Annotated in this window: 14 protein-coding genes and 1 rRNA gene; 6 read left to right on the top strand and 9 right to left on the bottom strand. The window is 47.8% G+C overall.

What is annotated here, in order from left to right:
• Positions 1–40 precede the first annotated feature (40 nt).
• The 6 genes from sufU to K331_RS0122520 form a co-directional block, all read right to left on the bottom strand.
• Positions 41–457 (bottom strand): Fe-S cluster assembly sulfur transfer protein SufU, encoded by a 417-nt coding sequence (sufU, locus tag K331_RS0122545; protein WP_018886105.1) that lies wholly within the window; start codon positions 455–457, stop codon positions 41–43.
• Positions 447–1,670: a cysteine desulfurase gene (locus tag K331_RS0122540; RefSeq protein WP_028592013.1), complete on the bottom strand. Its 1,224-nt coding sequence runs from the start codon at positions 1,668–1,670 to the stop codon at positions 447–449. Before K331_RS0122540 ends, sufU begins: the two co-directional genes overlap by 11 nt.
• Positions 1,667–2,971, bottom strand: a complete 1,305-nt coding sequence (sufD, locus tag K331_RS0122535; RefSeq protein WP_028592012.1) for a Fe-S cluster assembly protein SufD — start codon at positions 2,969–2,971, stop codon at positions 1,667–1,669. The genes K331_RS0122540 and sufD overlap by 4 nt, the downstream gene beginning before the upstream one ends.
• Positions 2,972–2,999: 28 nt before the next feature.
• Entirely contained in the window at positions 3,000–3,782 is a 783-nt protein-coding gene (sufC, locus tag K331_RS0122530) for a Fe-S cluster assembly ATPase SufC (RefSeq protein ID WP_018886108.1), read from the bottom strand.
• 479 nt (positions 3,783–4,261) lie between these two features.
• Positions 4,262–4,840: a DUF1802 family protein gene (locus K331_RS0122525; RefSeq protein WP_028592011.1), complete on the bottom strand. Its 579-nt coding sequence runs from the start codon at positions 4,838–4,840 to the stop codon at positions 4,262–4,264.
• Positions 4,841–4,994: 154 nt separating this feature from the next.
• Entirely contained in the window at positions 4,995–5,465 is a 471-nt protein-coding gene (locus K331_RS0122520; RefSeq protein ID WP_028592010.1) for a Dps family protein, read from the bottom strand.
• 286 nt (positions 5,466–5,751) lie between these two features.
• Here K331_RS0122520 and mtnK point away from each other — a divergent pair, with 286 nt between their 5' ends.
• Together mtnK and mtnA are read left to right on the top strand one after the other, a co-directional pair.
• On the top strand, positions 5,752–6,978 hold the full coding sequence (gene mtnK, locus K331_RS0122515; protein ID WP_028592009.1) for an S-methyl-5-thioribose kinase: 1,227 nt from the start codon (positions 5,752–5,754) through the stop codon (positions 6,976–6,978).
• The gene (gene mtnA, locus K331_RS0122510; RefSeq protein ID WP_028592008.1) at positions 6,975–8,090 is read left to right on the top strand and encodes an S-methyl-5-thioribose-1-phosphate isomerase; all 1,116 of its coding nucleotides are present in this window, start codon (positions 6,975–6,977) and stop codon (positions 8,088–8,090) included. The genes mtnK and mtnA overlap by 4 nt, the downstream gene beginning before the upstream one ends.
• Positions 8,091–8,227: 137 nt before the next feature.
• On the opposite strand, the gene K331_RS0122505 is transcribed toward mtnA, so the two are convergent.
• Complete coding sequence (locus K331_RS0122505; RefSeq protein ID WP_028592007.1) at positions 8,228–8,530, bottom strand: YunC family protein; 303 nt, start codon at positions 8,528–8,530, stop codon at positions 8,228–8,230.
• 192 nt (positions 8,531–8,722) lie between these two features.
• Between K331_RS0122505 and K331_RS0122500 the strand changes: the two genes are divergently transcribed.
• Positions 8,723–9,268 carry a hypothetical protein gene (locus tag K331_RS0122500; protein WP_028592006.1) on the top strand — a complete coding sequence of 182 codons (546 nt, stop codon included), beginning with the start codon at positions 8,723–8,725 and terminating at the stop codon, positions 9,266–9,268.
• Positions 9,269–9,502: 234 nt separating this feature from the next.
• On the opposite strand, the gene K331_RS0122495 is transcribed toward K331_RS0122500, so the two are convergent.
• Positions 9,503–9,883, bottom strand: coding sequence for a DUF423 domain-containing protein (locus K331_RS0122495; RefSeq protein WP_028592005.1), 381 nt, complete (start codon positions 9,881–9,883; stop codon positions 9,503–9,505).
• Between the two features lie 203 nt (positions 9,884–10,086).
• Between K331_RS0122495 and K331_RS30270 the strand changes: the two genes are divergently transcribed.
• The 3 genes from K331_RS30270 (at position 10,087) to K331_RS0122480 (ending at position 13,390) form a co-directional block, all read left to right on the top strand.
• Positions 10,087–10,551, top strand: a complete 465-nt coding sequence (locus K331_RS30270) for a hypothetical protein (RefSeq protein ID WP_051289981.1) — start codon at positions 10,087–10,089, stop codon at positions 10,549–10,551.
• Between the two features lie 36 nt (positions 10,552–10,587).
• Positions 10,588–11,439, top strand: a complete 852-nt coding sequence (locus K331_RS0122485; RefSeq protein ID WP_028592004.1) for a DegV family protein — start codon at positions 10,588–10,590, stop codon at positions 11,437–11,439.
• A 271-nt stretch (positions 11,440–11,710) separates the two neighbouring features.
• Positions 11,711–13,390: an S-layer homology domain-containing protein gene (locus K331_RS0122480; protein ID WP_036635631.1), complete on the top strand. Its 1,680-nt coding sequence runs from the start codon at positions 11,711–11,713 to the stop codon at positions 13,388–13,390.
• Positions 13,391–13,596: 206 nt separating this feature from the next.
• On the opposite strand, the gene rrf is transcribed toward K331_RS0122480, so the two are convergent.
• Positions 13,597–13,713, bottom strand: a 5S ribosomal RNA gene (gene rrf, locus K331_RS0122475).
• Positions 13,714–13,715 lie beyond the last annotated feature (2 nt).

Below are 13,715 nucleotides of genomic sequence, written 5' to 3'. Positions count from 1 at the left end.
GGTCTTTGTACCCTCCTCATTCTATGATTAATTCGTGATCCTACTGATCAATTCCCTTACGTAGCGCATTCCAAGCCAGTGTAGCGCACTTGATGCGAGCCGGGAATTTGTTCACGCCGGACAGTGCTTCAATATCTTCGTAATCCTCGAACTCGACCTCATCGCCTTTCATCAAGGACGAAAAGCGTTCTGCCAGTTCGAGAGCTTCATTCAACGTCTTGCCCTTCACAGCCTCAGTCATCATGGAAGCGGAAGACATACTGATCGAGCAGCCTTCACCCGTATAGCGGGCATCCTCCACCAATCCATCCTGCAGCTTGAGCTGTAAAGAAATGCGGTCTCCACATGTCGGGTTGTTCAGGTCGACTGTAACTGAATCTTCCTCAAAACGTCCACGATTGCGGGGATTTTTATAATGATCCATAATGACACGGCGGTAGAGATCGTCAAGTTGCATCGCCAAAATACTCCTTTGTCTGGATTAAGGCGCTGACCAGAGCATCAACTTCCTCTTCTGTATTATACAGATAAAAGCTCGCGCGTGCTGTAGATCCAACATTTAGCCAGCGCATAAGCGGCTGACAGCAATGATGGCCTGCCCGGATGGCGATTCCTTGGCTGTCCAGTACAGTAGCTACATCATGGGGATGAACCTCTCCCAGATTGAAGGTAACGAGACCAACATCTCTGACCGAAGGTCCATAGATCTGAAGTCCATCAATCTCCTTCAAGCGGCTCATCGCGTAGTTGGCGAGCTTGCTCTCATGTGCTTCGATCGCATCCATACCAATCTCCTGCAGGAAATCAATAGCAGCTCCGAGACCAACCGCTCCAGCGATGATTGGAGTGCCTGCTTCGAACTTCCAAGGAAGCTCCTTCCAGCTTGAATCATACAGTCCGACATCGTCGATCATCTCGCCACCGAACTCGACAGGCTCCATTGCCTCCAGCAGCTCCTTCTTGCCATATAGCGCACCGATCCCGGTAGGACCACACATTTTATGACCAGAGAGCGTGTAGAAGTCACAATCAAGGTCTTGCACATCGATCTTCATATGCGGAGTGCTCTGTGCACCATCAACGACCATGATTGCACCATGACGGTGGGCAATCTCAGCTACTTGCTTCACTGGATTGACAACGCCCATAACATTGGAGACATAGGCCATGGAGACAATCTTCGTGCGGTCTGTAATCGTCTTCTCGACGTCTGCAAGCTCAATGCTGCCATCCGGCTGAAGAGGAATATATTTGAGTGTAGCTCCCGTGGATTTGGCCAATTGCTGCCAAGGGATCAGGTTGCTGTGATGCTCCATCGGAGTAATCACAATCTCATCGCCTTCACCGCAGTTAGCCTTACCATAAGAGGAAGCGACCATATTCAAGCCCGTGCTCGTGCCACGAGTGAATATAATCTCCTGGCTGCGCCGCGCATGAATGAACCGTGCCACCTTCTCGCGTGCTCCCTCATAAGCATCAGTCGCCCTGCTACCGAGAGTATGCACACCGCGGTGCACATTGGAGTTCTCATGCTCATAGTATTGCTTGAGTGTATCCAGGACGATACGAGGCTTCTGCGAGGTAGCCGCATTGTCCAGATACACCAGCTTATGACCATTAATGGTCTCATTCAATATAGGAAAATGCTCACGAATCTGTGCAGTTATCATTGTCCCAGCTTCCTCTCCACTAGACGCTGCAATTGCTGCTGCAAGCCCTCCAGCGGAATCTCCGATACAACCGGAGCCAGGAAGCCATAGATAATCAGGCGCTCAGCGTCCTCACGGCTCACACCACGGGACATCAGGTAATAGATCTGCTCCTGATTCACCTGACCTACAGATGCTGCGTGACCTGCCGTTACATCATCCTCATCAATGAGCAGGATCGGGTTGGCATCGCCACGAGCTTTGCCGCTTAGCATCAGCACACGCTCGGTTTGTTGACCGTCCGCTTTCGTAGCACCTTTTTCGATTTTGGTAATGCCGTTAATGATCGATGAAGCCTCCTCACGCATAACAGCGCGAGTGATCATCTGGCTGGCAGAACTTTTGCCAAAATGCTGTGCCTGTGTCGTGTAATTCAGCTTCTGATTGCCAGAGCCTACTGCGATAATCTTGGCATCGGATGTAGAGCCGTTGCCACGTAGAATAGTCATTGTATTGCTTGCTGTATTTCCATCATTCAGCTCGCCGACGATCCATTCGATGGACGCATCATTGCCGAGCACCGCACGGCGGTTAGAGATATCTGTCGCCAGCTTATCGAACTGATGAACAGACGCATAGCGCACCTTCGCACCAGCCTCTGCGAACACCTCAACGACACCGTTGTGGAAAATAGGTGCAGACAGCTCACTGGACACATAGTTGTCTACATAGTTAACGGAGCTGTTGCTCTCAGCGATAACAAGTACGTGCGGTACGAAAGCTGCTGAAGCGTCGTCCGTCAGGAATACCGCTTGCAGCGGCTCCTCGATTTCAACATTTTTCGGCACGTATAAGAATACGCCCCCATTCCACAATGCAGCGTGTAGCGCAGCTACAGAGCTCTCGTCGGCCTTCACTGCGGTATGCAGATATTTCTGAACCAGATCGCTATGCTCCCGTGCTGCTGTCTCCAGATCCGTGAAGATAACGCCCTTGGCTGCAAGCTCAGGAGACAGCTTGGAGAAGACTGCTCCCGAATTACGTTGAATTACAAGACCGCCCTCTTGCTGCTCTCCGAGCAGCTCTGCAATGGCTGCAGGTGCTTCTTCCAACGTACTCAACTGCTGCACTGGCTGATGCTGTCCGTAAGCACCCAGCTCCCAACGTTCAATCTTGGTCTTCTCATATACCGGAAGCCCCAGGCGACCCGCCAGCTCCAGTGCCTGAACTCTGCTGTCCGTCAACCAGGTAGGCTCGTTCTTCTGCCCGGACAAGGTACGCAGCTGTTCGGAGTCCACCGGAAGTATGGTTTGTGTAGTCATTCAGTAATCCTCCCTTTAGCTCTGTATCTTAAGCCTCTTGTCCCACAGTTTCATCCACAATGCCGAGCTCTTCCTTCACCCACTCGTAGCCTTCTGCTTCCAGACGCTCAGCCAGCTCAGGACCACCGGATTTCACAATGCGTCCTTGCATCATGACATGGACGAAATCAGGCTTGATATAGTTCAGGAGACGTTGGTAGTGCGTAATAATCAAGAAGCCACGATCTTCACTACGCATTGCATTGACACCATTCGCCACAATTCTCAGAGCATCGATGTCAAGTCCGGAATCGATCTCGTCGAGAACGACAATTTTCGGGTCCAACAGCATCATCTGAAGAATCTCGTTACGCTTCTTCTCACCACCGGAGAAGCCCTCGTTCAAATAACGGTGAGCGAACTCTGGATTCATTTCCAGCTCTTTCATTTTGCCTTCCATCTGACGGATGAACTTGATGAGGGAGATTTCCTTGCCTTCCTCCATACGTGCGTTGATGGCACTGCGCAGGAAGTCAGAGTTGGTTACCCCGGAGATTTCACTCGGATATTGCATGGCCAGGAAAAGACCTGCACGGGCGCGCTCGTCCACTTCCATGTCCAGTACGTCTTCTCCGTTCAAAGTAACGGACCCGCCAGTTACTTCATACTTCGGATGTCCCATCAGTGCGGAAGCCAAAGTACTTTTACCAGTACCGTTTGGTCCCATGACTGCATGGATTTCTCCACCCTTCATTTCCAGGTTGATCCCTTTCAGAATTTCCTTGCCTTCGATTGTCGCTGTAAGTCCTTCAATCACGAAATTTGTAGCCATATAAGTGATGTCCCTCCATGTACGTAGTGTAAGCATGGTGCTCATTCTGCAAGACCTCTACAATCTGCGAAATGATCTTCATGCATTTTCCCAAAATTACAGCCCCGTGACTTCATTTATTTAGAGCTGTTGATCAAACGAAAATCATGTATAATGAAAACAGGCTGTGACTTTCGTCACTGCATGTCACCTGAATTCATGGTTACTAACTTATTTATAATCATTCTAAACTGATTCTCATTGATTCTCAAGTCATTTTATAATTTTGTATTTGCAAATGCAACCAGGCCTTCTCTTGGATGCCTTAGCTACTTCAGGATTTCTCCATAAAAAAATACTCAAAATAAGAAAATAGACTTGACCGCAATTGCCAGTCAAGCCTATTTTTGTTAAGTGGTATTCTCATTCACTCTAAGCTGAGTAACGCATCATCACAAGATGATGTCTGGCTCCTCTTGTTAAGTGCATCACACCGCTAATCACGCGTTGAGCGCTTGCTTGATCTCCTCGACTCTTTGCTCGAATTCCCGGGCGTCCAGCACCGGCGTCATTTCGCTCGTCACCAGACGTGTATCCATGGACAGCCAAGAACGACAGCCTGTATACTCAGGCAAAATAGGCAATTCCACCGGTTGTTCCAGCTTGAAGACTTGGAGCAGAAGCACATGCAGAGGCTGCTGTCTCTTCCACTTTAGCCGCGCTTCAGCAAAATCATCCGTCCACATATGGTAGTCCCTCAGCTTGTCCAGCATCTGCTGATCCACAATCTCAATATCCTCTACCAACTTGGCATAGGTTCGGATCGTTACATGACTATCAGCTACATCCCAGCCTTGCAGAGACTCCTCCACAAAATGGCGATCATTCTCTTTCACCAACTCGCTCCGCTGATGTTCATAGGTCGGATATAAGAAGAAATCATGACTTTTTAGTTCAAAATGTCTAGTCTCTTCCACAATCCCACCCTTGCGCATAACCAAGATTTGGCGTCCGCTCTCTAATGCTGCAATGGCAGAAGCCCATTCCTTTAAACCGGCAATGATTGGCGTCTCTGGCATAGTCGTATCCTCTCCTTCAGAAGCCTTTGTCGTCTACACGCATTATAGCTTCATTGGGAGCAAGGGGACAACTATCCATCATGCATATCAACGGAGTTGATTCGATTCAGCTTGATCACGGACTCAACAAGATACACTTGTACTAGCTAGTTGATTAGCCAAGATATGAGCGAAGCATCCACATATGCTTCTCAAGGTCAGCTCTGAAGCCTGTGAACATATCGGCTGTAGGCTGATCGTCCGATTTCTCCGCAAGCTCAATTCCTTCCTGGAATTCTTCGCACAGCGTCGCAAAGTCTTCAATGATATTTTGCACCATCGTGTTGGCATCCTCTTTACCATTCGCCTCATGGATGGAGCTGAGCTCCAAATATTCCTTCATAGTAGCAGCCGGTGAACCCTTCAGTGTCAGCAGGCGCTCTGCTACCTCGTCCATTTTGAGAGTTACTTCGTTATACAGCTCTTCGAATTTTTCATGCAGTGTGAAGAAATTAGCGCCCTTCACATACCAGTGATAATTATGCAACTTGACATATAGCACATTCAGATTGGCAACCTGACGGTTCAGAAGTTGTTCAACGGATTGTGCCTTTGCACCAGTTTGATTTCCAGTAGTTTTAGCCATGTTGTATCCCTTCCTTTTTAAATATAGTTATATTGCTATATCCTTTGCCACCTTTGATGTGTGGGTAAGTGATGACACAGGCAAACGCCAGCTGGCACCTGCTCATCACCGGCCTGACGTCTAATAGTCATTTACCCAATCTCTTATGAATTGAAACGTCGTTGAAGCGGTAATCTTCAAAAAACGTGCACGATTCAAAAAAAGATACAAATCTAAGATGTTTTTGAGTATACTGTTCTAAACCAAGTGAAGCAGTTGGCTTTAGATCCATTGGAGGTGCACATCCTTGTCCCAATATCATCCGTTAACTCCAGCTGAGGTCATCGAGCTGGTCCGTGACATTCCCGATTTTTTTTCTAGCTCCGCAGAGCTAAATTGCCAGGAGATCGGCGACGGGAACCTGAATCTGGTGTTCCATATACAAGATGCTTCCTCAGGCAAAAGTATTATTGTCAAGCAAGCCCTTCCTTATGCGAAGGTCGTTGGTGAGTCGTGGCCACTATCGCTCGACCGGGCACGCATTGAGCGGCAGGCACTGCAGGAGCAGCATCGCCTCTGTCCGGGACTCGTTCCTGAGGTATATAACTATAATGATGAGCTTGCCTTGACGATCATGGAGGACCTGAGCGGATATACTATTATGCGCAAGGCCTTGATTGAAGGCCAGAGGTTCCCGGAGTTTGCTGAACACATCGGTCAGTTCATGGCTAGAACATTATTCCTGAATTCGGATCTTGCACTAGGACCAATTGAGAAGAAGAACAAGGTCGGTTCCTTTATCAATCCCGATCAGTGCAAGATTACTGAGGATCTGATTTTTGACGACCCCTATAGATTTTCGGATAATAACAGCTACTCTCCTTCAATTGAAGATGAGGCGGAAGCGCTGCGTATGGATGGTCAGCTCCACCTGGAGGTTGCCCTCCTAAGAGAGAAGTTCCTTACTCATGCAGAATCACTGCTTCATGGTGATCTGCATACTGGCAGTATCTTCGTGACAGCCAAGTCCACCAAGGTCATTGACCCGGAATTTGCCTATTATGGACCGATGGGCTTTGATGTCGGAGCCGTAATATCCAATCTTCTGTTGAATCTGGCAGGACAGATGGGCTGGATTGCGGATACCTCCGCGCGTCTGGAGCAGCAGCGCTGGTTACTGGAGACCGCCACGAACGTATGGGAACAATTTGAACAAGAATTCCGTAAACTATGGAGCAGCGAAGCTCTGAAGGACCCACTAGCTGCAAGTCCAGGTTATCAAGATTTTTATATCACCCGACTGCTGCAGGATTCGTTCGGCTTTGCAGGCTGTAAAATGATTCGTCGTATCGTGGGCCTGTCCCATGTAGCTGATATTGATACTATCGCTGATCCTGTACTCAAAGAACGAGCCGAGCGCTTGGCTCTCGCCATCGGAAAAGCCTTGGTCAAACGAAGCCGCAGCGTACAATCCATTGAGGAGCTCAAGGATATTGTATTGACTGCTGCTGCTGATAAAGGAGAATCCTTATGACATCGTATGAACCTACTGAACAACCTAGCAAGCAACAGACTGAACCGTTAACTGCTCCATCTTCTACTGAGGCACCTGTATCTTTGATATGGAAAGGGAATCACCTCTCCATGCTGGATCAGCGTCTACTGCCAGAATCCATTGTCATGCTGGACCTCTACACACCTGAGGAGGTGTGGGAAGGAATCCATGCCATGAAGGTCAGAGGCGCTCCAGCCATCGGAATGGCTGCGGCGTACGGAGTAGTGCTTGGCGCTCGCAAGACTGACGCTGCGGATGCAGCTGGTTGGCTCCAGCAGGTCGAGACGGTCAGTAGCTATCTGGCGACGTCCAGACCTACCGCAGTCAATTTATTCTGGGCACTCGACCGTATGAAGCAACGTGCACGCGAACTGGTCGTGAGTGGTGATATTCATAGCTGGAATAATGGGCTAGAGCAAGAAGCCATCCTCATTCAACAAGAGGACGAGCAGGTATGTCGCAGCATTGGTGAGCATGCATTGCCACTATTCGAGGACGGCATGGGGGTACTTACGCATTGTAATGCGGGTGGACTAGCAACAGCCAAATATGGTACCGCCCTCGCCCCCATGTATCTGGCGCATGAGCAAGGGATACACCTTAAGGTGTTCGCTGATGAGACACGCCCAGTACTCCAAGGGGCTCGTCTGACTGCCTTCGAGCTGCAGCAGGCTGGTATTGATGTTACGCTTCTATGTGACAATATGGCAGGCATGGTTATGTCCAAAGGATGGATTCAGGCTGTAATCGTAGGTACAGACCGTGTAGCAGCTAACGGCGATGTGGCCAACAAAATCGGCACCTATAGCGTTGCGGTACTCGCCAAAGCTCACGGAATTCCTTTCTATGTCGCCTCTCCGCTCTCCACCATTGATCTTAACACAGCTACTGGAGCAGATATTCCAATTGAGGAGAGGTCGGCTGAGGAGGTCACAGCAGGCTTCGGCAAAAATACAGCCCCTGCGGGAGTCAAAGTCTATAATCCGGCCTTCGACATTACTCCTCACGAGTATGTAACAGCGATTATTACCGAGAAAGGGATTGTCAGAGCTCCTTTCAAGGAGAATCTTGCCAAGCTATTTCAAGATTAGGGATTACAATCCTGCTGTAAAATAATATGTCAAGCAAGAAGCGCGAGCCAGCCTGAAGTGTAGCTCGCGCTTTTATGATCGTCCTAGTCCATGAGCTTGCATGACAATTGCGCCGAGAAGTTGAGACGAGTGTGGACTCATACCATTTTTACAATAGCCTCGTAACCTCTCATTCCTACTTGTACGCCTATTTTTTCAGCTTCCAAGGTAACAGATTCGAGCGGAGCATCAAGTAGTTCCTGGAGTGTGCGCACTCCAACGGCTCTGCCCGCAATAATCTGTCGGTTAGCCAATCGCTCATTTAGCAGCCCAACATCAAGAGCACCGCACATAATATATCCGCGGGAAGTAGAGATCGTTAGCAGTGTAGTTTTTGGGAGCTTGACCTCGACACCGATGAGCGTGTGTTCACCTATCTGTATTGGTTCCATACGAATCATACTGCTCTGAACACCTCCTTCGATCTGCCATCTGAACCAGTGTATGCATCACGATAAGCAAGGTGTGGACATTGGGCAAGCGATCTCCTGAATTTGGTACAAATTTTAATATTAATGGTCTGTTCTGATTGAACGATTAGTGTTATATTGGGATTCAGTAGATTTTAAATGGAATCAGGGGCTGGAGGAATTATGAGTAACGTACCACCTAATGATCAAGCTGGTAATGATCAATCAAGTTTTTTGTTTAATGTAGATGTGTTAGTTCAGGGTAAGTCGAATGCTGTCGCTTTTCAGTCCCTTCTGGAAATATTCAACACTAATAATCAAGTCGCTGATTTCCGTGTTCATTCGGGGATCGAGCTTGGTAATCTGATTGAAGCGGCTTTGTACCTTAAGAAAAAGTCCCTTTCAGAGAAAAAGTCAACTTCACCAACCTTGGTTCGTGGTCAAAAGAAACCGCAAAAGTCCGATGCCACCATCAAAAACAATACCGATGACGAACCTGCCCAATCGGCTCAAAGTCATCAGTCCTTCATGCATGAAATGATCCACTCATACATTCAGAAGAACTCGTTGGTTCGACTCGTTGTGAACCGATACGGTGGCCAGCGTAGTATCCCATGTCGAATTCTTAATCTGGACAAGGAACAGAGCTTGGTCAGCGTATACCATGTTGACGAGAAGCAGGTCTATTCCTTCAAGCTTAACGAAATTGATGAAATCATCGGCACTTAAGCTGATCTGAACCTTGTCGCGTTTGCCTTACTACGTATCAACAAAAAAGCCTTCTGACACACGGGATCTCCGCAATCCCCATATGTCAGTAAGGCTTTTTTATACTCCGCGATTATTTCTCTGCAACTTAATTCTCTACAGCTAAATGCTCTGCATCCTCTTCCGAACTTCCTATTCCAGCTTTGCTTCCATTTGTTTTCCTTGGGTTCAACTCACTTGATCGATGCTGTCCTTCTAGCCCTGTTGTTTTTTCAGAGCCGCCCAGAACAACAGGAACCAGCCCGTTACAAAGCATACCCCACCAAATGGGGTAATGGGACCAAATACACGAGCACCAGTAATGCTTAGGAGATACAAGCTACCTGAGAATAGGACGATACCTGCAAATAGCAATCGAGCCGACCATTTCAACAGCCCGTACTCACCCCACTGTCCCATTATCACAGCTACAACAAGCAAGCCAACTGCATGAATCAGATGATATTTGACACCTGTCTCATAGGTAGACAATGCTTCTACTCCTATAAGGGGCTTAAGCGCATGCGCGCCAAAGGCACCTAACCCGACACCCAGCATCATCAATAAAGCACCAATCATAAGCCATCTACGCTGCATCTCGTATAATCTCCTCATATCACATTGTAATGTTATTGCATATTCACCTGTTGCTGTAGCTACTATTGTACTATAAATAATGTCTTGCTGCTGATTCGTCCAGGCATTTTAGCGTGTAAGGATAGGTGTATCTCTTGCATTTTCGTTCATAATTGGAGACAATAAAATGTGGCTGTATCAGCTTAGAAGGAGAGGATCAATCTATGGACCAGCATTCCATTGAGCCATCACAACAATACCATTCTAGCTCGGACTCCCCTGCCTATGATAATTATAGCAAGCAGGGACGAATCAAGCATTCCGGACCTGGCATAGCTTCATTTATTATTGCGATCCTAACGATTGCAGGGTTTGTCGCTTCCTTTATCGGAATCTCAATGTATATCGTCAATCTGTTCCAGCATGGTACAATCACAGAAGAAAGTCTTGTACAGACAGGGATTCTTGGCTTTGTGCTACTCTTTTTTGCGTGCATTATTCTAAATGTAGTCGGAGTCATCCTTGGTATTGTTGGACTTGTCCTGAAAAAGCGTAAGAAGATATTCGCCATTCTCGGTACGATTCTGAATGTATTGATCTTAATTGTGCTGGTTGGACTGATTACGTTTGGTCTTAGTCAGGTACCTGGCAGCACGGAGATGTATTCAGCTATGTCCAGTCGTTCCTAGTAAGGACCGACATCGTTAAGGAGGAATTTGTAATTCATGTCGACTATAAAACTATTCGTGGATAGCACCAGTGACCTGCCACTTGAATGGGTCGAGCGGTATGATATCAGTATTGTACCGCTATACACGGTGTTCGGGGACGAATCACTAAAGGATGGGGTGGAGATTACCCCAGACGAACTCTTTGCGAGAGTATCTGCCGAGGGGAAGCTTCCCAAGACTGCAGCCCCCTCACCAGCAGATTTCATTGAGGCCTTCACCCCATACATAGAGCAGGGCCAGTCCATCTTATATATCAGCCTGTCCTCAGAGCTCTCATCTACATACCAAAATGCTGTCATTGCCTCAGGCGAATTTGCAGAGGGACGTATCGCTGTTTTTGACTCCCTGAATCTATGCTGCGGTATTGGGCTTCTAGTGATGAAAGCAGCGCGAGCCCGCGAAGAAGGACGTACCATGGAGGAAATTGTTCAACTTCTGACACTGGTGCGTCCACAAGTCGATGCTGAATTCGTTATCGATACGCTTGAATATTTGTACAAGGGTGGGCGTTGCTCCGGGATGCAGAACCTGATCGGCAGCCTGCTCAAGATCAGACCTGTCATCAAGGTCATTGATGGTAAAATGACACCGGCCTACAAGGTACGTGGCAAGCGTGAGAAGGCCATTGACCAGATGCTTAACAATGCGCTATCGCAAAAAGATCGCATGGATAATGACTTAATCATTGTCGTACATGCCCTGGCAGAAGAAGACGCTCTCCGGCTTCAGCAGATTCTCAAGGAACAGACGGGAGCTCGTGAGGTGGCTATGTCCAGAGCAGGCTGTATTATATCTAGTCACTGTGGTCCTCAGACCATCGGTATCTTCTATGCCAAGCAAATCTGAACCAGCTGATATAATATTTTGTAAAAATCTTTTGTAAACAGAACATTGGAATTACCAATACCCCGTCACTACGGGGTATTTTTTTGTCTACGGTCGTTCTTGGGGAACTCTCTCGGGCCTCGCTGCCTTACTAACTACTAACTACTAATTACTAATTAGTAATTGCTTATCTAAAGCTACCTACCTATTAAAGGTTTCCAGCAATTGAGCAATGCCTGCTTCATTCTTTTTTGTTACGATGGTCCGAAGAATATATTAAGAAGGGAATATCATGAAATCATATATTACTAGAAACGGCTTGGTCCGCAAGCTTCTGTTAAGTACACTACTGCTTATGCCTCTGGCTTCTGGGGAATCGAGCCCAGTCATGGCACAATATATCAGCTCTAATAACTCAAACGAGGCAGCAACCATTACCATGCCCTTTGACGATATCTCCACCAGCTATGCCAAAGAATCTATTATTAATATGTACAGAAAAGGTTATCTGGCTGGTACCGACGCCAAGCACTTCTCACCATACGCCCCAGTTACACGAGCGGAGTGGACGACAATCATCAATCGGATCCTCCAGCTACAAGGAGTCCATGCTTCGGTCCCCATGTATCGTGACGTTAGGCAAGGTGCCTGGTACTATCCACAAATACAAGCGGCAGCACAATTGGGCATTGTTCAAGGTGCCAGTGCATCCTTCTTTTACCCTCAACAGCCTATACGTCGGCAAGAAGCCGCTGTCATCTTAAACAGGCTGCTTCCAGCCTCCACGGTTGGGCCTACCAGCGTTAACATTTGTCCTCATTACCGTGATGGTACGAACATAAGTAAATGGGCTCAGGACGCCGTCTGTAGCGTCAGCAGTCGTCAATGGATGACAGGTCACAATGGTTATTTTTATCCACAAGCTGTCCTTACACGTCAAGAAGCAGCAGTGCTGTTGGAGAGAGTCATGTCCACTGTCTCAAGCAATTCGACTTCCGTGAGTAATAGTGCGAGTCCTATTCAGCTAGGGTGGCAGTATAACCAAAGTACGGAGGCTTATGAGCACTCTGTTATGAACTCTAATATTAATACATTATCTCCACGCTGGTTCTACACAGAGAAGAACGGGCAACTAGCGAATCACGCTGATCTTAACTTGGTTGCTTGGGCCAGCCAACACAATAAGCAGCTCTGGCCTATGCTCGGTAATCATTCAGATGCTTCACTCACACATGATCTATTAAATAGTCCTTCCCAGGTAGCAGCACTGATTCAGCAGATTACTGACGCTGCCGATGCTTACGGATTAGACGGGATCGTTATGGATTTTGAAAATGTGAATGCCGAGGATCGCCAGCAGCTAACAGCATTTGTTCGCAACCTATCTGCTCAACTCCACGAGCGAGGAGCAATCCTCGCCATATGTGTATCCCCTGACCAGGGAAGTGAATGGACCGCTGCATTTGATTATAGAGCGCTGGGAAGTAGTACGGACTACATCATTTTAATGGGATATGATGAGCATTGGGCTGGACGAGCCGATCCAGGCTCCGTCTCATCACTACCTTGGCTTCGTCAAGGGCTAGAGAGATTGCTTGCATCAGTTCCTACAGACCAAATCATTCTGGGCCTGCCTTTGTACACAAGGGACTGGGCGGTAACCCCTGCACAAGCTACTGCCTTCGTTACAGACATTACCCTTAATGAGCAGACACTTCGCCTGCCACTAATGACAGGACGTCTCTACTGGAATGAAGCTCTGGGTCAGTATCAGGGCGATTATATGGTAAAGACACAGAAGCATAAGCTGTGGCTGGAAGAAAGCCGATCATTGAGCTTGAAGTATATGCTAGGCACAGAAGCAGGCATTGGGGGATTTGCTTACTGGTATACTGGAGCTGCCGGAGATGAAATATGGACTAGTCTTCGTAATGCCCAGACGTTCGCGGATCGTCGATTTATTGCACCTTAGTGCCTAGACTGTTAATAACAGCAGGAGTATTGGAACATAAGTAAGCCTTAATGAAATCCTGAGTCCATTGTAAAAGCAGCGACTGCTCAATTCGAGTCATGAGGACCGTGAGCGTCGCTGCAGTGTATATTCTATCATGTAAAAAATACAATAAAAGCAAAACATAAAATAAAAAACCACCACCGAAAATCGGTAGTGGTTCTTGTGCTTGGCGGCGTCCTACTCTCCCAGGACCCTTCGGTCCAAGTACCATCGGCGCTGGAGGGCTTAACGGTCGTGTTCGGGATGGGTACGTGTGGAACCCCTCCGCTATCGCCACCAAACG

Origin of the sequence: Paenibacillus massiliensis subsp. panacisoli DSM 21345, from assembly GCF_000426545.1 — a bacterium.
Lineage (GTDB): Bacteria > Bacillota > Bacilli > Paenibacillales > Paenibacillaceae > Paenibacillus > Paenibacillus panacisoli.
This window is presented reverse-complemented; position numbering and strand designations above follow the sequence as displayed.